Origin of the sequence: Actinoallomurus vinaceus, assembly GCF_039542055.1 — a bacterium.
Classification (GTDB): Bacteria; Actinomycetota; Actinomycetes; order Streptosporangiales; family Streptosporangiaceae; genus Actinoallomurus; species Actinoallomurus vinaceus.
On the sequence record NZ_BAABHK010000029.1, the window covers coordinates 68,246 to 87,944 of the forward strand.

The following is a 19,699-nucleotide window of genomic DNA, read 5'->3' on the forward strand; positions in this document are numbered from 1 at the left end:
CCACCGCTGAAGGATCCCCGTGCTCAGAGAATTCGTGAAACGCTCCCTCGCCGTGCTCTCCGGCATCGCCGTCGCGGCCTCCATCGGAGTCGTCGGCAGCCCCGCCGGCGGTGCCGTCGCCAGGCAGGCCGCCACCCCGTTCAAGGTGCTCGCCTTCTACAGCGGCACGTGGGATGCCGCCCACATCGACTTCGACAAAGAGGCCAAGGAATGGTTCCCCGCGGCCGGCGCCCAGTACGGCTTCACCTGGGAGGCGACGACGGACTGGAGCCGCCTCAGCTCCCCGGACCTGTCGCAGTACAAGGTCATCATGTTCCTGGACGACGTCCCGCCCGCGAGCCAGCGCGCCGCGTTCCAGACCTACATGCAGAACGGCGGGGCCTGGATGGGCTTCCACGTCAGCGCCTTCACCACCGACCCCGACTCGTGGAGCTGGTACTTCAACACCTTCCTGGGCTCGGGCGTGTTCCAGACGAATACCTGGGGGCCGACCGCCGAGACCCTGAAGATCGAGGATCGCGGCCACCCGTCCACGGCGGGACTGCCCGCGACCATCCAGTCCTCGGTGAGCGAGTGGTACTCGTGGAGTCGTGACCTGCGGCAGAACCCCGACATCGACATCCTGACGTCGATCGACGCCTCCAGCTTCCCGGTCGGCACCGACCCGAACCAGCAGTGGCACAGCGGCTTCTACCCGATCATGTGGACCAACAAGAAGTACAAGATGCTGTACGCCAACTTCGGCCACAATGACATGGACTACTCCACCAACACGCGCAAATCGTCCACCTTCGCGAGCGCCCAGCAGAATCAGTGGCTGATCAACGGCCTGCGCTGGCTGGCCGGCGCGGACGGCACCACACCTCCCCCGACGGAGCCGAGCCCGACGGCGTGGTACTCCGTCGTCAACAAGGGCAGCGGCAAGTGCGTCGACGCCCGCTCGGCCGGCACGGCCAACGGCACCGCGATCCAGCAGTACGCCTGCAACGCCACCAACGCTCAGCAGTACCAGTTCGCGCCGACCAGCGGGAACTACGTTCGCGTCGACAACCGCGGCAACAGCGCCCAGGTACTCGACGTCACCGACGTGTCGACCGCCGACAACGCCCCGATCCAGCTCTGGACGTACGGCGGCGGCGAAAACCAGCAGTGGCAGCCGGTGTCCGAGGGGGACGGCTACTACCACTTCGTCAACCGGGGCAGTGGCAAGTGCCTCGACGTCCCCGCCGCGTCGACCGCAGACGGGGTCCAACTCGTCCAGTACACCTGCAACGGCACGGCCGCCCAGTCCTACCGGCTGGTCGCCCAGAACTGAGGGATGACCTGCGGCTCCGGCCCGCGTCTGATGCGCGTGACAGACGCGGGCCTGGCAGGATGGCTCCGTGCTGGATGTGGTCGGATGGGTTCATATGTCGCAGGGGCGGCTGCTGGCCGTACGCGCGCGGGCGCGTGACCGGCTCTACCTGCCCGGCGGCAAGCGCGAGCCGGGGGAGGACGACTGGACGGCGCTCTCCCGCGAGGTGCGCGAGGAGCTCGGCGTCCGGCTCGACCGGAGCACCTTCCGGGCGATCGGCGTCGTCGAGGCGCCGGCGCACGACCAGCCGCCGGGCACCCGGGTGCGGATGGCCTGCTACACCGCCGACTACGAGGGAGAGCTGTCGGCGACCGGTGAGGTCGACGAGTGGCTCTTCGTCGACCCCGCCGACCATCACCTGCTCGCCCCCGCGGTACGGGCCGCGCTGGAGCTGACACGGTGAAGGTGAGCGTGGTCGTGCCGGTGTTCAACACCGGCGAGCACCTGACCAAGTGCGTCGAGTCCCTCCTCGGCCAGACCCTCGACGACTATGAGGTGATCTTCGCCGACGACGGGTCGGACGACGGCACCGAGAAGCTCCTCGACGCGCTGGCCGCCGAACACGACCGCGTACGGGTCGTCCACCTGCCGCCCAGCGGCGGCCCCGGCGGGCCGCGCAACACCGGGATCGACGAGGCCCACGGCGACTACGTCTACTTCCTAGACGACGACGACTGGCTCGGTCCCGAGGCGCTCGAGCGCATGCACGCGATGGCGGTGCGCAACGACGCCGACATCGTGATCGGCAAGATGGTCGGGCACGGCCGTTCGGTGCCCCGCGCCATGTTCCGGCGATCTCGTGACCGCGCCGACGTGCTGAAGGACGCGCTGTACGGCATCCTCACGCCGCACAAGCTGTTCCGCCGCTCCTTCCTCGGCGAGCACCGGATCCGGTTCCCCGAAGGGCCGGTGCGGCTGGAGGACCACCGCTTCGTCCTCACCGCGTACTTCCGGGCCCGTACGATCTCGGTGCTCGCCGACTACCCGTGCTGCCACTGGGTGCGGCGCCCCGGTAGCTACTCCCGAAGCCGGCCGGACCCCGCGCACTACTACGGCGCGCTGCGGGAGGTCCTCGACATCGTCGACGAGCACGTCGAGCCCGGTCCCGACCGCGAGCGCTACTACATGCACTGGTACCGCGGGAAGATCCTCAAACGGCTCGGGGAGAAGAGCTTCCTGGAGGCCCCGCCGGAGTACCGCCGTGCCGTGTACGACGAGGCCCGCCGCGTGGTGGTCGAGCGGTTCGGCGAGAGCGTCGACCGGCGGCTGCCGTTCCGGATGCGCGTCCGTGCCGCGCTCCTGCGCGCCGACGCGTACGACGACCTGTTCAGGCTGGTCGAGGCCGAACGCGGCGTGGCGATCGAGACGGCGCTGGACGGGCTGCACTGGGACGACGCCCGGCTCGTGGTGCGGTTCACCGCGCGTCTCGTGCACGCGGACGGCACGCCGTTCGTCGTCCGGGACGGCCGGTGGGAGCCGCCCGTGCCGCTGCCGATCTCTGGTGACCTGCTCGACGCGACGGGCGAGGGCCGCCGGCTCGACCTGTACGTCCGGCGCCGGGAGGACGCGGCCGACCATCTCCTGCCGGTGACGGTCACCTCGTCCGAGGTGTTCGCCATGTCCGGTGAGGCCGTGGTGGACCCCGCCGCCGACCCGGCACTGGCACCCGGCGTCTGGGACTTCGTCGCCCGGCTGGACACCGGCGGCTGGACCTGCGAGCGCCGGCTGGAGGGCGTCGGGAAGATCGCGCGCCGGGGCCGCCTGATGCCGTACCGCACCGAGAACGGGAGGCTCAGCGTCCGCGTCCTCGCCTCCGAGGACGAGCGGGCCCGGCCGGAAGGGCCGCTGCTGCGGCGGGCGATCAAGAAGATCCCCGGCGCCCGCCGCGCCGTGCGCCGACTGCGCGCGTGATCTGCTGCGATTCCCGCGCTCCGCGTACACGGCACGGCGCGCTGTTGTATCGTCTCCGGGCCGGAGGTGATCATGACGAGATCGGTGCGTTTGTTCGGAGCGGCCGGGGCGATGGCCGCCCTGCTGCTGAGCGGAGCCTGCAGTGGCGACAAGCCCAAGGCCACCGCGGCCGAGTCGGGGAAGGTCGTCACGACGCAGGTCGTCGTGCTGAAGACGTATGACGCCGCGTCGGGTGCCCTGGAGTACCAGGGCACCAAGAAGGTGCAGGAACCCGACGACGCCATCGAGCCGACCGGGCCCGTGCAGAACGCCACCGTCGCGAAGAACGCCGCCGTGCTCAGCGCGGTGAACATCTGCTCCGGCGAGGACGCGACCGTGGACGAGAAGACCGGTGTCGGGACGAAGCCCTGCACGCTGCAGCAGCTCGAGGCCGCCGTCAAGGGCGGCGACCAGGTCGACGCCTACCTGACCATGAAGGGCCGCACGGTCACCAAGGTCGCCGAGGTCTACCACCCGTGAGCGGACGACCGCCGTCGCGACAGAGCCGCGCGGCGGTCGCCGTATCGCGCATCACCTGAGGTCGGGACGCGGTCCGGTCAGACGGTGACGGGCTGGAGCTTCAGGCCGAGGGACGCGAACTGCTCGGCCGGGCGGTGGTAGCCCCGCTCGATGTGGTGCACGCCGCGCAGGGTCGACGGGCCGTCCGCCACCGACGCGGCCAGGACGGCCGAGAATCCCGCCCGTACGTCGGGCATGGTGACGTCGGCGCCGGTCAGCTTCGAGACGCCGCGGACGACCGCCGAGTGCACCGAGTTGCTGTCGTGGAAACGGCAGGCCGGACCGCCGAGGCACGCGCTGAACACCTCGATCTCGCAGCCCATCTTCTTCAGGGCCGGGACGTACACCAGGCGGTTCTCGAACACCGTCTCGTGGAGCACCGACATGCCCTCGGCCTGGGTGAACAGCACCATGAGCGGCTGCTGCCAGTCGGTCATGTAGCCCGGGTGCGTGTCGGTGTGCACGGCGGCCGGGCGCAGCCCGTCCGGCGCCGACGCGGTGATCCACTCGTCGGTGATCTCGAAGCGGGCGCCCATCCGGGCCAGCGTCGTGATCGCGGTGACGAGGCGGTCCTGCGTGCAGCCGTGCACACGGACCTCGCCGCGGGTGATGAGCCCGGCGACGAGGTACGAGAAGGCCTCGAGGCGGTCCCCGGCGAGCCGTGTCGACGCGCCCTTCAGCTTGTCGACGCCCTCGATGACGATGCGGCGGTCGGGGCTGAGCTCGATGTGCGCGCCCATCCGCTGCAGGAACAGCGCGAGCTCGACCACCTCGGGCTCCATGGCGGCGCCGCGCAGCACCGTCTTGCCCTCGGCGAGCACCGCGGTCATCAGCACCGTCTCGGTGGCGCCGACGCTGGGGTAGGGCAGGTCGATGCGGGCGCCGTACAGCCGGCTCGCGCGGGCGGAGATGCCGGTGTCGCCGACCTCCACCTCGGCGCCCATGGCGCGCAGCGCGTCGACGTGGAAGTCGACGGGGCGCCGGCCGATGGGGTCACCGCCCACGAGGGGGACGAACGCCTCGCCGGCGAGGTGGAGCAGCGGGCCGACCATGAGGATCGGAATGCGGTTCAGCCCGGTGAACGCCCTGGGCACGCGGGGCTCGGTCACCGCTCCCGGGGAGACGGTGATGTCGGGCCCGTTGCGTTCGACCGTGTGCCCGAGGGCCTCCAGCATCGCGCCGGTGATCTCCACGTCGCCCACCTCGGGGGCGTTGCGGATCGTGCTCTCGCCCTCCCCGAGCATGGCCGCGACCATATGCTTCGTGACACCGTTCTTCGACCCGCGCACGTGAATGTCACCGCGCAGCGGACCCGACGGTTCTACCTTCCATGCCTCTTCAGCCACGCCGACCACTGTACGGGTGGAACGCCGGCACCATCGACGGCCCGCGCCGTGGCCCGGCGAGGTGACCTCTCCCACCCAGGGCCGGGGCCGCCGGCCTGCGACGTGTCACAGCCAGCCGCGGCGCACGGCCTGCGCACCCGCCTGGAAGCGGTTGTCCGCGCCGAGCAGGTCGAGCAGGTTCTTCATCCGGCGGCGCATGGTCCGGGTGCTCAGCCCGAGGTGACGGGCGATCGCGTCGTCCTTCATCCCGGCGAGGAGCAGGTCGAGGAGCCGCCGATCATCCTCCGTCAGCGGCGACGTCCGCGTCGTCGCGGCGAGGGGCGCGGCCGCCGCCCAGATGAACTCGAACAACTGGACCAGGGCGTCCAGCAGCGCGGACGGGTGGACGAGCGCGGCCTCGGTGGTCGCCTGCTCCAGCTGCACGGACACCAGGGCGGCGTCGGCGTCCGCGATGGCCAGCTTGACCGGGATGCCGCTCGCCACCCGCGCCTGCTCGCCCTGCGCGACGAGCGCGTGGATCTCCTGGAGCGCTCCGGGCTGTTCGAGCGCCTCGGGCGCGTACACGGCCCGCCAGCGCACGCCGCGTTGCAGCGCGCCCGGTTCGACCGGGTTGGTCGCGGCGAGAGCGTACGGCGGCCGGTCGAGCATGCGCATGTCCCGCCGGACCGTGTGCTGCAACCGCAGGAACCGGCGGGCGACCTCGTCCCGCCCGGTGACGAGCTCGACGGCCCCGGCCTGCCCGACGCGCTCGCGGCGGTACAGCACGGCCATCTCGGCCGCCGCCGTACGAAGCCGGGTCAGGTCCTGCTCGCGCTCGCGGATGAGGGCGTCGAGCGCGATGTCCGGCTCGGCCGCGGCGTAGCGCCGCGGGCGGCCGGACAGCCGGCTGACGAGGCCGCGGGCTCGTAGCCGGTCGAGTGCGCGGACCAGCCGGTCGGACCCGCAGCCGAGGCGTTCGGCCAGTTCCTGGGCTGTCGCCTCGGGACCGGCGAGCAGCTCCCGGTAGACGGTCTCGTCGAAGGCGGCCACGTCGAGCGGCGCGAGGATCCGGCCGTCCTGAATCATGCGCGCATCGTGTCCGGGATGTGCCAACGTCCGCAATGAGCCAACTCAAAACGTTGTCGACTCTTGTCCGGAAACGTCACATTGAGCCGGTGATCAAGATTCGAGGGTGGCGGCCGGTCACGGCCGCGGCGGTGCTGGCCGCGCTCCTTCCCGCACTCGGCGGGACCGCCCATGCCGCGAAGCGGGCCGACCAGCGGGTCATCGTCGAACTGACCGCGGCACCGGGCGCACGCGCCGACGGCTCGGACGTACGGGCGCGGGCCGCCGAGGCCGGGGTCACGCTGCGGACGTCGCGACGTTTCTCCCGGCTCGTCGACGCGGTGGCCGCGAGCGTCCCCGCCGACCAGGTCGGCCGCCTGCGCACCCTGCCCGGGGTACGGGCCGTGTACCCCGACCTGCCGGTCAAGGCCGCGACCGACGAGAACGTCGCGCTCATCGGCGCTCCCGACGTGTGGCGGCGGAAGGACCGGCAGGGCCGCAAGGTCACCGGCACGGGCGTCACCGTGGCCGTCGTCGACACCGGTGTCGACGCCGGCCACCCCGACCTGGCCGGCCGCGTCGTCGGCGGACACGACTTCGTCAACGGCGACGACGACCCGGCGGACGACAACGCGCACGGCACGCACGTCGCCGGCATCATCGCCCGCACCGCTCCGGGCGCCTCCATCACCGCGTACAAGGTGCTGAACGCCGACGGCGGCGGCTACGAGTCCGACGTCCTCGCGGGCTTGGAGGCCGCCGTCGACCCGGCCAACCCGCACCGCGCCGACGTCGTCAACCTGAGCCTCGGCGCGCCCGGCGACGGCACCGACCCGCTGGGCCAGGCCGCGACCCGCGCCGCCCGCTCCGGGGTGGTCGTCGTCGCCGCAGCCGGCAACGCCGGACCGGGCGCGATGACGATCGGCACCCCGGCCGCCGCCGACGGCGTGATCGCCGTCGGCGCCTCCTTCAGTGGCGTCCGGACGCCCGCCGCCCGGCTCACGCGCACCGGCGAGGAACTGCAGACGACCCGCGCCGTCTATTCGGCGAATCCGCCCGCGAAGCCGATCACCGGCACGCTCGTCGACGTCGGGGAGGGACAGCCCGCCGACTTCGACAAGGCCGGCGACGTGCGCGGCAAGGTCGTCGCCTACGACGGCTCCGCCGCCACCCCCACCTGGACCGACGTCCAGCGGGCGCGGGAGGCCGAGAGGCGCGGCGCGATCGGCGCCCTGCTGTACGCGACCGGATCCGGCGGCGTGTCGTTCACCGGCGGGGCCGGTGTCCAGCCGGCCGTGCCCTCGACCCTCGCCTCCGGCGATGACTTCCGCATGGACCGGATCGTCGTGCTGGGCGTGGACCAGACCCAGTGGGCGGCACTCGGCCGGGAGGCCGCTCACGGCAAGGTACGGATCACCGTCACGGGCAAGGACGTCACCGATCAGATCGCCGGCTTCAGCTCACGCGGCCCGACCGACCGGTACACCCTTAAGCCGGACATCGTGGCGCCGGGTGTCGAGATCCGGTCGAGCGTGCCCAAGAGCCTCTGGGAGCCGGGGGAGTACCGCATGTCCGGCACGAGCATGGCGTCGCCGCACGTGGCCGGGGCGGCCGCGCTGCTGCGCCAACTCGGTACCCCGGACGTCTCCGGGGCGCTCGTCGGCTCGGCCCGGGGTCTGGCCGGCACCGGTCCGCTGACGCAGGGCGCGGGCCGGCTCGACGTGTCGGCGGCGGCGGGCGCGACCCTCACCGCGCAGCCGGCCACGGTCTCCTTCGGCCTGGCCGATCTGCGCGGCCGGACCACGACGGCGACGGCCGCGGTCCGGCTGACCAACCACGGGCGCACCGCGTTCAGCTCGCGGCTCGGCGTCACCGCCGCGGCCGGCAGCCCCGGCCGGGTGCGGATCAGCCCGAGCCGCGTCACCGTACCGGCCGGCCGCACGGCGACCGTCACCCTCACCGCCACGGCCGGACGGCCGCGCGCCGACGCCGACGTCAGCGGCTGGCTGACGGTCGGCGGCCGGCTGCGGGTGCCGTACCTGCTCGCCCTGCGTCCGCTGCTGGTGCACACGACCCCGGACCCGGGCGACGGGCAAGCCCAGGTCTTCGTGTACGCCCCGGCCGCGACGTCCGGTCCGCCGGTCGTCACGGTGACCGCCCCCGGCGGGCGGCGCACCGACGTGACCACGACGCTCGACCACGATCGCTGGTACCGCGCGTCGGTGACCGGGAGCGCGGCCGGGATCTACCAGGTCGAGGCCCGCGCCGTCATGAGCGGCGGGCGGGCGCTGTGGGGCGCCGGCACCTTCGAGGTCGTCCCGCCCGCGGCGCCCGGCGGGGCCTGGCAGGCGGCCGGGCCGAACACTACGGCCGGCCCGCTGGCGACATCACCGGCCGCGCCGGACCAGATGGTGATGACCCAGGATGGCAAGGCGGGCATCTGGCTCACCACCGACCGCGGCCGACGGTGGCGTCAGCTCGGCCGGCTCCCGGTCGCGGGCGGCACGGGCACCGTCATCGTCGACTCACGCGACGCCCGCCGGATGTGGTACGGCCTGAACGGCCGGCCCTACGCCTCCTCGCCGGCCGCGTTCGACCCGACGTACGAGGGCAAGGTGCTCGCCAGCGACGACGCGGGGCTGACCTGGCGGACGCTGCCGTTCCCCGACGTCCACCTGAACGCGTTCGTCGGGAACGGCGACGCCCTGGTCGCGGTCACCGACGGCGGGATCGTGACCAGCGACGACGGCGGACGGCACTGGACGGCTCATCCGGCGACCGTTCCCGCGGGCGTGAACGGCGCCGCCCTGGCCGGAGGCGACCTGTACCTGAGCGCCTACGACGGCGTCTGGGTGGTCCGCGACGTGACCGGCGACGATCTCGCTCCCGCCACGCGCGTGCTCCAGCCGGGCGGCGGAGACGCCCCGATCGGGGTCGCGGCCGACGCGAAGCTGCTGGTCACGGTCACCACGAGGGGCGTCGTCCACGGGTCGGGCGACGGCGGACGCACCTGGCGGGAGCTCTACCGCATGCCGGACGGCGAGTACGGGGTCTCCGCGCGGATCGCCGGCGGCACCGTGTACGTGGGCGGCAGCAAGCGGGACTTCGCCGGTCGCGATCACGGCGCCGCCTGGACCGTGCTGCCCAAGCCGGCCCGCGGGCCGGTCGACGTCGACTTCGGCAGGCTCGGCGACGCCACGACGGTGTCGGCGCCCGGCGGAGGCCTGTACTCGACCAGGGACGGTGGCGCGCACTACGACCGGATCGGCGTACAGGGCACGTCCGTGTACGCGCTCGGGGTGAGCCGACGGGTCGATGGCACCACCGCACTCGTCGCGGGCACGGACACCGAGACGCGGCTGACCGCGCTGCCGACCGGGAACGACCCGGCGCCGGAGTGGGGAGCCAACGGTTCGGAGGGGGCCGTCGGGGCGGTGGTCGGCGGCCTCGCGGTCTCGCCGGCGGACCCGCGGGTGGTCTGGAAGACGCGCGCCGACGCGTTCGGCGGGCTCCACCTGTCGCGCTCCGCCGACGGCGGCGTCACCTGGTCGGAGATCGCACACGAGACCGAGACGCCCACCGCGCTGCTGGCGCACCCCGCCGATCGCCGGACCGTCGTCCTCGGGTTCACCTCCCTCGACGGCAGCGGGCTGTACGTCACCCGTGACGAGGGCCGGACCTGGCGCCGGTACCCCGTGAACGGGCGGGTCGAGGCGCTGGCCGGCGACCCGCGTGACCCGGACCGCGTCTGGATCGGCACGCCGGATGCCCTCTACCGCTCCGACGACGCCGGCGCGCACCTCACCAAGGTCGCCGACGGCGCGGTGTCGGCGATCACGATCGACCCCCGGCGGCCTCGCCGGATCGTCGTCGGCGGTGCGACGCTGCGTGTCAGCACCGACGGCGGCCGTACGTTCCGCACGAGTGCCGCCGGTCCGCTGACCATGCGGATCTCCGCCCTCGTGACGTCGCCGCGCGACCCCGACGTCCTCTACGCCGGAACGTCCGCGCACTGGGCCGACGGCCTGCGGCTCGGCGGCCGGGGCGTACTCCGCTCGGCCGACGGCGGACGGACCTGGACCAACATCTCGGCCGGCCTGCAGAACACCTCGGTGCTCGGCCTGGCCGTGAGCCCGGACGGCACGTGGCTCTACGCGGGCACCGAACAGGGTGGGGTCCATCGCCTGCGACTGTGAGAGGGACGCGGCCGGGTCTGCTTCGATGACGTTATGGAATTCAGCGTCGTCATTGGAAACTGGCCCGACCGTCCGCCGGAGGAGGCCCTGCACACCGCGGCGATCGCCGACCGGTTGCGCTTCGGGGAGCTGTGGGTCGGCGAGACCGACACCTGGGACGCCTTCGCCCTGGCGTCGGCGATCGGCCTGGCCACCGACCAGATCGCGATGACGGTCGGCCCGCTCCCCGTCGCCGTCCGCGACCCGGTCATGATCGCGATGGGGGCCTCCTCGGTCGCCGCGCTCACCCGCAGGCGGATCGGGGTGGCCCTCGGGGCGTCGAGCCCGCGTGTGGTCGAGCGGTGGCACGGCCGGTCGCGGGAGCGGTCCGCCACCGTCCTGGACGAGAGCGCCCAGGCGGTGCGCGGACTGCTGGCGGGCGAGCGGGTCGATCTGGACGGCAAGGCCGTGCGCACCCACGGCTTCCGGCTCAGGCTGGCGCCGCCCGAGGGGCCGCTCAGCGTGGCGGCCTTCGACGACCGGGCCGTACGGACAGCGGCGGAGCACGCGGACCGGATGCTGATCGACATGGTCGCGCCGCAGGTCGCCGGCGACCTGCGGACACGACTGGACGCGGCGGCCGAGAAGGCCGGCCGCCCGGCGCCCAAGCTGGTGGCGTGGCTGCCCGCCGCAGTGGACCCGACGCCCGAGTCGTACGCGCAGCTGATGTGGAGCATCGTCCCCTATCTCGCGCTGCCCGGTTACGCCGAGGCGTTCGAGGGCGCCGGGCTGGGCGACGCGGTCGCCCTCGCGCGGGGCGGGGCCGAGCCGAAGGAACTGCTGACCGCGCTGCCGTTCGACGTCGCGGGCCGGGTCGGCCTGGTCGGCGGCGCGGACGAGGTGCGGTCGCGGCTGCGGGAGTACGGCGAGGCTGGCGTGGACGAGGTGGCGGTGGTGCCCGCGACAGGTGGCGACCCCGGGGGCGAGCGCACGCTCACGGCGATCCGGGAGCTCATCGGCTGACGGCCGGCTGCGTGGTTCGGGAGCCGTGGCCGGCGTCAGGGGGCTCCGGCTCCCGAGGTCCGGCGCCGGCCATTGTCGCGGGCCGCGTCCCGTGGGATATTCCGAAAAAAGCGTTGCCTGCGGTGCGACGGTTGATTCATTCTGTTCTCGATTTCGGGGAAGAAAGGAGGAGACGGTGCTACACCCGATCGAGTCGGCGGACGAGACGCCGAGCGACGCGCCGGCCGCGCTCACGCCGCCGGAACGCCGCTCACGTGTGTCCACCCAGGCGCAGGCCTGCGGTGACCCCGTGGAGTACGGTCCGGCCGAACACCGGGGGCGCGATCGAATTGCGGACGGAGACAGCCGCCAGGGCCAATGACGCCCTGGTTCATCATCGGCCGCCTCCGGATTCCGGGAGCGGCCTTTTTGTTCGATAGGGGATTTCGGTGAGCGTACTCGTTCTGAACGCGTCCTACGAGCCCCTCCAGAACGTCGACGTGCGGCACGCGGTCCGGATGCTCGTGCGCGGCGTCGCGGTGGTGGAGGAGGCCGTGGAAGGCCGGCGGATCGGGCACTTCCCGTTACCGCGAGTGCTGCGGTTGGTCCGCTACGTCGCCATGCGGTGGCGTCACGGGCACCGCCCGGCGTGGGGCAAACGGGGGCTCCGGCGCCGGGACCGCGGACTGTGCGGCTACTGCGGTGGGCGGGGGAACACGGTCGACCACATCCTGCCGCAGTCCCGCGGCGGCGGGTCGACGTGGGAGAACACCGTCCTGGCGTGCGGTCCCTGCAACAACCGCAAACGGGACCGCACGCCAGAAGAGGCGGGGATGCGGCTGCTGATCGAGCCGCGTATCCCGCAGTGGAACGAACTGCTGCCGTGACCTCAGACGCGTTCGAGGACGACGACGGGTATCTCCCGTGAGGTCTTCGTCTGGTAGTCGTCGTAGGCGGGCCAGGTGGCGGCCATCTGCCGCCACAGGGCCGGCTTCTCCTCCGGGGTGGCCGTGCGGGCGTGCGCGGTGAACTTGTCACCGAGCACCTGCACGCCCACCTCCGGGTGGGCCTGGAGGTTGAGGAACCACAGCGGCGGCTCGTCCGCGCCGCCCTTCGACGCGACGACGAGGTAGTCGTCGCCGTTCTTCTGGTAGATCAGCGGCGTGGTGCGCTGCTTGCCGGTCTTGCGGCCGGTGGTGGTCAGGAGCAGGGTCGTGGTGCCCTCCCAGTCGTGGCCCTCCGCGCCGTCGGTCTCGACATAGCGCCGTATGTGTTCTTCTCCGAACAGCATCTGGATCACACCCTCACTGTCGCGGGCCTCTTCGGAGCAGAACCGCTCGCCCGCGTGGATATTCCGGAGAGTACGAAACGGGCCGCGTGGCCTGGCGATCAGGTGGGCCGTCGGTGCACGCCGTGCCGCGCCGTCGGGAGGGACGGCGGCGCAGTGCCTCGCCGTCCCTCCCCGGCACGCCGCAGCCGCGAAGCCGGATCGCAAGGGGATCACTGGAAGGACACCGGCCGTGCGACCAAGGGCAGAGTGAACGTAGCGCCATAGGAGCCGACCGGAAAGGGCGTTCGGCCTGACAGTAAATTGCAACCCGCGTCAGCGCCCTCCGGTGACCGATTCACTCCGAGCACGGCACTGTGATCGATTCGCCCGGCGCGTTGCAAGGGGCTAGGGGTGTCCCTAGCGGTCGCCGTCGAGGGCGACGACGGCGCTGATGGCCAGCAGAGCCGAGCCGGCGAGGCCGTCGAGGAGGCGACGGGCACGGCCGCCGCGCAGCACCCGCGAGATCGGTCCGATCGCGAGGGAGAAGGTCCGCCACCACACCACCGCGACGCAGAGGAAGATGGCCGCGAGGACGACGGTCGTGCGCAGGCGCGGCTCGTCGTGCGCCACGAACTGCGGCAGCAGGGTGAGGAACAGCAGCGCGATCTTCGGGTTGAGCAGGTTGGTGATCAGTCCCTGCCGGAACACCGCCGTGCCGGTGCGTGACGCGGCCCGCGCGCCGTCCTCCGGCGGCACCGCCGGCGCGGCCGTGCCCGCTCCGCCCTCGCGCGCCGCCGTCACGGCCGCGGCCACCGGAATCGACGCCGCCGTCGTGGATCCGGCTTCGGCGTCGTCCTCGCCGCCGACGGACATGAGGGCCGAGATGAGCATGCGGATGCCCAGGTACGCGAGGTACGCCGCGCCGGCCAGCTTCACCACCGTGTACGCGGTGGCGGAGGCCGCGAGGATCGCCGACAGCCCGAGCACCGCGGCCGTGGCGTGGATCGAGATGCCCAGGCAGCAGCCGAGGCCGGTCAGCCAGGCCGCGCGGCTGCCGGCGTTCAGGCCGTTGCGGACGACCAGGAGCATGTCCGGGCCGGGTGTCACGGTGAGGAGCGCGACGACCCCCAGGAAGGGGAACAACAGTTCGGGCACGGGTTCATCGTAAGTGGTCGGGTCATGCTCAGTTCGGCACTTTCCCCGTCTTCGTGGCGAAGGTGACGAACGCGGCATGACCCGGCCACGGGGGAGGGTCAGCGCTTGGCGCGGTGCACGACCTGGATCTCGGTGAAGCCGGTGAGTCCCCAGGTGCCGTTCTCGACTCCGATGCCGCTCCACTTGAACCCGCCGAACGGCTGGTGCGGCGCGAGCGCGAGGTGGGTGTTCACCCACGCGGTGCCGCACTCCAGGCGCTCGGCGACCTCGGCGGCGCGGTCGGCGTCGGTCCCCCAGACGGAGCCGGACAGGCCGAAGTTCGTGGCGTTCGCGCGGGCCACCGCGTCGTCGACGTCGGTGTAGCGGAGCACGGGCAGCGCCGGCCCGAACTGCTCCTCGTCGACGATCCGGACGCCCTCGGCGACGTCCGTCAGGATCGTCGGCGCGAAGAAGTAACCGGGGCCGTCGATCGGGCCGCCGCCGGCGGCCGCCTTCGCCCCCTTGGCGAGCGCGTCGGCGACCAGCGTGCTGACCCGCTCGTACTGCGGCCGGTTGTTGACCGGGCCGTACTGGACGCCCTCCTCGAGGCCGTTGCCGACCTTGACCGACCGCGCCCTGGCGGCGAGCGCCTCGACGACGTCGTCGTACAGCCGGTCCGGGACGTACACCCGCTTGATCGCCGAGCAGACCTGGCCGTTGTTGGCGAAGGCCTGGTCGAAGACCTTCTCGGCCACCGTCGCGGGATCGGCGTCGTCCAGCACGATAGCGGGGTCGTTGCCGCCGAGCTCGAGGGTGGTCCGCTTGAGGTCGGGGGCCGCGGCGGCGGCGACCTTCTTGCCCGTCTCGATCGACCCGGTGAAGCTGATCTTGCGGGGTACGGGGTGGGAGGTCATCCACGCGCCAAGGTCGTCGCCGCCGCTGACGACGTTCAGCACACCCGGCGGCAGGACGTCGCGGAGCAGCTCGCCGACCTTGAGCGTGGCCAGCGGCGTGTACGGGGACGGCTTGAGGACGAGCGTGTTCCCGGCCAGGAGCGCCGGCGCGATCTTCCAGGCGGCGAGGACGAGCGGGAAGTTCCAGGGCGTGATCGCCGCGACGACGCCGAGCGGGCGGCGTACGACCTCGACCTTGGCCCGGTCGTCGTCCTGGATGACCTCACGCGGGATCTCCAGGTCGGCGAAGTACTGGAGCCAGACGGCGGCGCCAATGAGCTCGATGCGGGCGTCCTGGAGCGGCTTGCCCTGCTCGGCCGTCAGGGTCGCGGCCAGGTCGCCGCCGGCCGCCGCCATCAGGACGTCGGCCGCGGCCTTCAGCGCCGTGCGCCGGGCGGCCTCGTCGGACCGCCACGCCGGGTACGCCGTCGCCGCCGCGTCGAACGCCGCGTCGAGCTGGGCCCGCGAGCAGTCCGGCGCGGCGGCGTGCGGCGAGCCGGTCGCCGGATTGATCACGTCGAACGTGGCCGTGGTCTCCACGGCCGCGCCGCCGATGGTCATCGTGAAGTCGGGCACGGTGCCTCCTGGGAACGCCAAACCGAACAGCGTTCAGTCTGTCCCCAGGAGGTCCGTCTTGGCCAGAACCTACTTGCGCCCGGTGACCTCGACGCGGAACGACGTCGTCGGCCCCGGAATGGTCAGCGAACCCGCCGTCGCCCGCGACCAGGCGGCCAGCCGCACGGATCCCGGCCGTCCCTGGGCGACCATCGGCACGAGGATGGCGGAGCTCCGCCCCGGCTCCAGCGACCCGAGGTCGCACCCGAGGTACTCGCTGTGACGTGTGCAGCCCTGTCCCTCGCGGACGCCCCACCCGGCCGGAATGGCGGCCACCAGCATCACGTGGTCCAGCGGCCGGTTGCCGGTGTTGGTGAGGGTCCAGCGCACGGTCTCCAGCTCACCCGGCGAGACCTCCCAATGCTGCGCCTGGCCCGTCATGTGCATCGCGTACGACGGCCGGTCCGACGGCTGCGGCTGCGGCCCCGGGTCGCGGGGCCGGCCGTGGACGGGGTTCTGGGGCCGGTCGGGCTCCGCGTGCACCGGCCGGACGTGGACGAGGTGCTGCGCGGCGGGCCGGCCGGCCTGTGGGTCCTCGGTCTGGACGCGGACGTCGTTCCGTACGGCCGGCTTGCCGGTCTGCGCGTCCACCGCCCGCGAGTTCCCGGCGTTCTGGGCGGCCGACCGGCTCGGCTGCGGGTCGGCCTTCCCGGCGTGGGCGGCCAGCCGGGCGTGGGCGGCGGGCCGGGCCTGGGCAGCGGGCGCTTGGGCAGGGTTCTGGGCGGCGGGCCGGATGGCGTGCGGGTCGGCCTTCCGGGCGTGGGCGGCGTTCTCGGCGGCGGGCCGGGCCGGTAGCGGCTGCGGATTCCCCGGCCGGGCGTGTGACGCGGCCTGGGCCTGCGGCGCGAGGCCGAGCAGGCCCGTGCCGAAGAGTGCGGTGATCGCGAAAGTGCGCATGACGTCCCCCTGATGGTGATCGGCATCAGACGCTAGCCGTACGCTCCGGTGCCCACCCCGTGACCGCGCGCGACTTGGGCCAGTCATGGCGCGGTCACGATGGTCGGTTGACGCGGGCGGCGGAGACCGGCCGCCGTGCGCGTCGGGTGGGCGGAGCGCGGTGGGGATCGGCTGTGGTGTGCGTCGGGTGGGCGGAGCGCGGTGGGGATCGGCTGTGGTGTGCGTCGGGTGGGCGGAGCGCGGTGGGGATCGGCTGTGGTGTGCGTCGGGTGGGCGGAGCGCGGTGGGGATCGGCTGTGGTGCGCGTCCGGTAGGCCGACCGCGGCGGAGATCGGCTGCGGTGTGCGCCGGTGAGGCGAGGCCGCGCGGAGACGTCTGGGGCGGCGGCGCGGCGCACCCGGTGGCCACGAGAGGTCAGAGAAGCGTCAACCGGCGCGTGGAGGATGTTCGTCGGCGCTCCGGATCGTCAGAATCCGCTCATGCGATCACGACTACTCGTCACCGCGGTCGGCGCCGCCGCCGTGGCCGCCCTCGGCGGCCCGGCCGCCGCCGACAGCACGCCTCAGCCCTCCGCCGACGCCTCACCGCCCGCCGCGCAGACGACCGCGTCCGGGGCGGCGACCGCCTCGGCCGTGGCCGCCCGGCCGAGGCTCACCGATCCGCACCCGTGCAAGGACCAGCCCGGATTCACGTGCTCCACTCTCCGGGTGCCGCTCGACCACCGCGGCAGGGTGCCCGGCACGCTCGACCTTCAGGTCGCCACCGCCGACAACGCCACGGCGCCCAAGGGCGTCCTGCTGTTCCTCACCGGCGGGCCCGGCCAGCCCGGCGTGCCGTTCATCACCCGGATCGCCACGCAACGCCTGCCCGAGCTCGGCAAGGACTACCGGTTCGTCATGCTGGACCAGCGGGGCACGGGGGAGTTCGGCGCGATCGACTGCCCGCAGCTCCAGGCCCAGGTCGGCAGCTCCGACATCGCCGCGCCCACGCCCGCCGCGATCAAGGAGTGCTCCGACATCCTCGGCGACCGGCGCGGCCTCTACGGCACTGAGCAGACCGTCGCCGACTATGAGGCGCTCCGGCGGGCGCTCGGCGTCGACAAGATGGTCGTCGACGGCGTCTCGTACGGGTCGTTCACCGCCGCAAGCTACGCCGCCGTCCACCCGTCGCACGTTCGCAAGGTCGTCCTCGACTCGGTGCTGCCGCACGTCGACCCGCAGGCCGACGACGGTCTGTACTTCGTCGGTCTCCACGCGCAGGCGCGCGTGCTGCGCGACGCCTGCGCGACCGCGCCCGCGTGCCCGTCGGACCCTGCCGCGGACCTGGCATGGGTGGTGCGGCACCGGCCGGCCGCGGACGGCGTAAAGATCTTCGATGCCATCGTGTCGTACGAGTTCCTGGACCCGACGTACCGCGACCCGAACCCGCCGGGCCTGCCCGCCGGCCACGGCGACCTGATCGGCGCGCTGCGGTCGGCCCGGCAGGGTGACCCGGCCCGGCTCGACACGATCGTCGCCGACATGGCGCCCGGCGGGGATCCGGTGGCCTCGTACAGTTCGGGGCTGCACATCGACACGTACTGCTCCGACGCCGCCTTCCCGTGGGGCCGGTCCGACGCGCCCCTGGCCACCCGGCAGGCCGCGCTCGATCGGTTCCTGCGGCACACCGACCCGCGCCGCGTCTGGCCGTACACGCGGGCGACCTCGGCGGGGAGCGGCTTCACCCAGGAGTGCCTGCGCTGGCGGTCGCGCCCGGCCGCGGAGCCGCCGACGCGGCTGCCCGACGTGCCGGTGCTGCTGGTGAACGGTGACCACGACCTGTCCACCCCGCTGGAGTGGGCGTACGAGGAGGCGACGCACGCGCCGAACGGCAAGGTCGTCGTCGTCAAGGGCGCCTCGCACTCGATCCAGAACCGTGAGCGCGGCCATGCCGGACGCGATGCGGTGATCGCGTTCCTCGGCGGCTGACCGTTCGCGACGTCGTAAGGGGCCGGATCGTTCATTCGACCGGCCCCTTACGCATCCGTCGGAAAGGATGGTGGACGTGGAACGCCGGACGCGTTCGGCGGGCGGCATTGGCCCCGGCCGCTATCGGGTGGGAGAAAGCTCACGGGCTTGGGAAAGGTTAGAGGAAGGTTTATGCAGCTTAGGGCGAGGTTGATGAAGCGGATCTTGCCGTGAACAACGCCCTAAATCGGGATGAAGCAGGAGCTGATGCTGCGATGCGCGCCTTAACCTCGGCCTGCTCACGTCAACGGGTTCTTCGGGGGACTTCATGGGACTAATGGGCTGGCCGCTTCTCATCGCGGCCGTCCTGCTCGCCATCGCGGGGCCGGTGGCCTGTCTGTACCTGTGGAACCGCGTGAAGGGACGACTGGCCATCGCCGCCCGGCTCTTCATGATCGTCATGTGCCAGGCGTTCGCTCTGCTCGTCGGCGGCGTCAGCGTGAACCACTACTTCGAGTTCTACGCCTCCTGGAGCGACCTGTTCGGGGGAGGCAAGGGCGAGGACACGCCGATCGAGGCGCTCGGACCCGGCGCGATCGGCAGCGGCAACGTGCGCTTCCAGCGCACTCCCAAGCTCGATCCGGACGTCTACACCGCCACGCTGACCGGCGAACGCTCCCGGATCCGCTCCCGCATCCTGGTCTGGGTGCCCCCGGGCTACAACTCGCCCGCGAACGCCCACCAGACCTATCCCGTGGTGGAGCTCCTGCCCGGTTATCCCGGCACCCCCTCGACCTGGTTCCACGCCGTCCACGGTGCGAGCGCCCTCAAGCAGGCCGTGGCCGCGGGCCACGCCCATCCCTTCATCCTCGTCGCGCCGGTGACGACGGTCATCCACGGCCGCGACACCGAGTGCGTCGACTTCCCCAAGGGGCCACGCGTCGAGACCTGGCTCACCGACGACGTGCGCCAGGCGGTCACGAAGGCGTTCCGCGCCCAGCCGGACCGGGGCGCCTGGGGTCTGATGGGATTCTCCACCGGCGGCTACTGCGCGGCGAAGATGGCGGTCCGCCGGCCCGACATGTTCGGTGCGGCCGTCACCATGCAGGGGGACGCGGTTCCCCAGACGCCGGAGGTCCAGCGCGACCACGCCCTGAACGCTCAGAACTCCGTGCTCGACCTGCTCCGCACGCACCGTCCGCCGATCAGCCTCCTGCTGGCGGGTACCCGGCAGGACCGCCATTCCGACGAGGCGATCGACCAGATCATGCCGCTCATCCGCCCGCCGACGACGGCCTTCCTGTACGTCCTGCCCAAGGGCGGCCACAACGCCTCGGTCTGGAACTCGATGCTGCCGAAGTCGTACGCCTGGCTGAGCAGCCGCCTGTCCGCACCACGCCCGTCCTGAGCGATCGCCTGCCCGTTCTGAGCGATCGCGCGCCGGTTCTGGGCGAGGTCGCCTCTGACGATTCCGCGTTCCGGCGGACGAGGAAG

Annotated in this window: 15 protein-coding genes; 9 read left to right on the plus strand and 6 right to left on the minus strand. The window is 72.6% G+C overall.

Going from position 1 to position 19,699, the window contains the following annotated elements:
* Positions 1-19 precede the first annotated feature (19 nt).
* The 4 genes from ABEA24_RS50795 (at position 20) to ABEA24_RS50810 (ending at position 3,784) form a co-directional block, all read left to right on the plus strand.
* Positions 20-1,315 (plus strand): RICIN domain-containing protein, encoded by a 1,296-nt coding sequence (locus ABEA24_RS50795; protein ID WP_345443425.1) that lies wholly within the window; start codon positions 20-22, stop codon positions 1,313-1,315.
* Positions 1,316-1,382: 67 nt separating this feature from the next.
* Positions 1,383-1,757 carry an NUDIX hydrolase gene (locus ABEA24_RS50800; protein WP_345443428.1) on the plus strand — a complete coding sequence of 125 codons (375 nt, stop codon included), beginning with the start codon at positions 1,383-1,385 and terminating at the stop codon, positions 1,755-1,757.
* Positions 1,754-3,265: a glycosyltransferase family 2 protein gene (locus ABEA24_RS50805; RefSeq protein WP_345443431.1), complete on the plus strand. Its 1,512-nt coding sequence runs from the start codon at positions 1,754-1,756 to the stop codon at positions 3,263-3,265. Before ABEA24_RS50800 ends, ABEA24_RS50805 begins: the two co-directional genes overlap by 4 nt.
* 72 nt (positions 3,266-3,337) lie before the next feature.
* Positions 3,338-3,784, plus strand: coding sequence for a hypothetical protein (locus ABEA24_RS50810; RefSeq protein WP_345443434.1), 447 nt, complete (start codon positions 3,338-3,340; stop codon positions 3,782-3,784).
* A 77-nt stretch (positions 3,785-3,861) separates the two neighbouring features.
* Here the strand turns inward: ABEA24_RS50810 and murA are convergent, their stop codons facing one another.
* Together murA and ABEA24_RS50820 are read right to left on the minus strand one after the other, a co-directional pair.
* Entirely contained in the window at positions 3,862-5,169 is a 1,308-nt protein-coding gene (murA, locus tag ABEA24_RS50815) for a UDP-N-acetylglucosamine 1-carboxyvinyltransferase (RefSeq protein ID WP_345443437.1), read from the minus strand.
* A gap of 105 nt (positions 5,170-5,274) precedes the next feature.
* Positions 5,275-6,234, minus strand: a complete 960-nt coding sequence (locus ABEA24_RS50820) for a helix-turn-helix domain-containing protein (protein WP_345443440.1) — start codon at positions 6,232-6,234, stop codon at positions 5,275-5,277.
* Positions 6,235-6,323: 89 nt separating this feature from the next.
* Here ABEA24_RS50820 and ABEA24_RS50825 point away from each other — a divergent pair, with 89 nt between their 5' ends.
* The 3 genes from ABEA24_RS50825 (at position 6,324) to ABEA24_RS50835 (ending at position 12,277) form a co-directional block, all read left to right on the plus strand.
* Positions 6,324-10,409 carry a S8 family serine peptidase gene (locus ABEA24_RS50825; protein WP_345443442.1) on the plus strand — a complete coding sequence of 1,362 codons (4,086 nt, stop codon included), beginning with the start codon at positions 6,324-6,326 and terminating at the stop codon, positions 10,407-10,409.
* Positions 10,410-10,442: 33 nt separating this feature from the next.
* Positions 10,443-11,411, plus strand: coding sequence for an LLM class F420-dependent oxidoreductase (locus ABEA24_RS50830; RefSeq protein WP_345443444.1), 969 nt, complete (start codon positions 10,443-10,445; stop codon positions 11,409-11,411).
* A 428-nt stretch (positions 11,412-11,839) separates the two neighbouring features.
* On the plus strand, positions 11,840-12,277 hold the full coding sequence (locus tag ABEA24_RS50835; protein ID WP_345443447.1) for an HNH endonuclease: 438 nt from the start codon (positions 11,840-11,842) through the stop codon (positions 12,275-12,277).
* Positions 12,278-12,279: 2 nt separating this feature from the next.
* Here the strand turns inward: ABEA24_RS50835 and ABEA24_RS50840 are convergent, their stop codons facing one another.
* The 4 genes from ABEA24_RS50840 to ABEA24_RS50855 form a co-directional block, all read right to left on the minus strand.
* Positions 12,280-12,681, minus strand: a complete 402-nt coding sequence (locus ABEA24_RS50840) for a nitroreductase family deazaflavin-dependent oxidoreductase (protein ID WP_345443501.1) — start codon at positions 12,679-12,681, stop codon at positions 12,280-12,282.
* Between the two features lie 396 nt (positions 12,682-13,077).
* The gene (locus tag ABEA24_RS50845; protein WP_345443450.1) at positions 13,078-13,815 is read right to left on the minus strand and encodes a LysE family translocator; all 738 of its coding nucleotides are present in this window, start codon (positions 13,813-13,815) and stop codon (positions 13,078-13,080) included.
* Between the two features lie 98 nt (positions 13,816-13,913).
* Positions 13,914-15,323, minus strand: coding sequence for an aldehyde dehydrogenase family protein (locus ABEA24_RS50850; protein ID WP_345443453.1), 1,410 nt, complete (start codon positions 15,321-15,323; stop codon positions 13,914-13,916).
* Positions 15,324-15,392: 69 nt separating this feature from the next.
* Positions 15,393-16,259: a hypothetical protein gene (locus tag ABEA24_RS50855; RefSeq protein WP_345443456.1), complete on the minus strand. Its 867-nt coding sequence runs from the start codon at positions 16,257-16,259 to the stop codon at positions 15,393-15,395.
* Positions 16,260-16,738: 479 nt separating this feature from the next.
* Here ABEA24_RS50855 and ABEA24_RS50860 point away from each other — a divergent pair, with 479 nt between their 5' ends.
* Positions 16,739-18,226 carry an alpha/beta hydrolase gene (locus ABEA24_RS50860; protein WP_345443459.1) on the plus strand — a complete coding sequence of 496 codons (1,488 nt, stop codon included), beginning with the start codon at positions 16,739-16,741 and terminating at the stop codon, positions 18,224-18,226.
* A 316-nt stretch (positions 18,227-18,542) separates the two neighbouring features.
* Positions 18,543-19,613 carry an alpha/beta hydrolase gene (locus tag ABEA24_RS50865; protein WP_345443462.1) on the plus strand — a complete coding sequence of 357 codons (1,071 nt, stop codon included), beginning with the start codon at positions 18,543-18,545 and terminating at the stop codon, positions 19,611-19,613.
* Positions 19,614-19,699 lie beyond the last annotated feature (86 nt).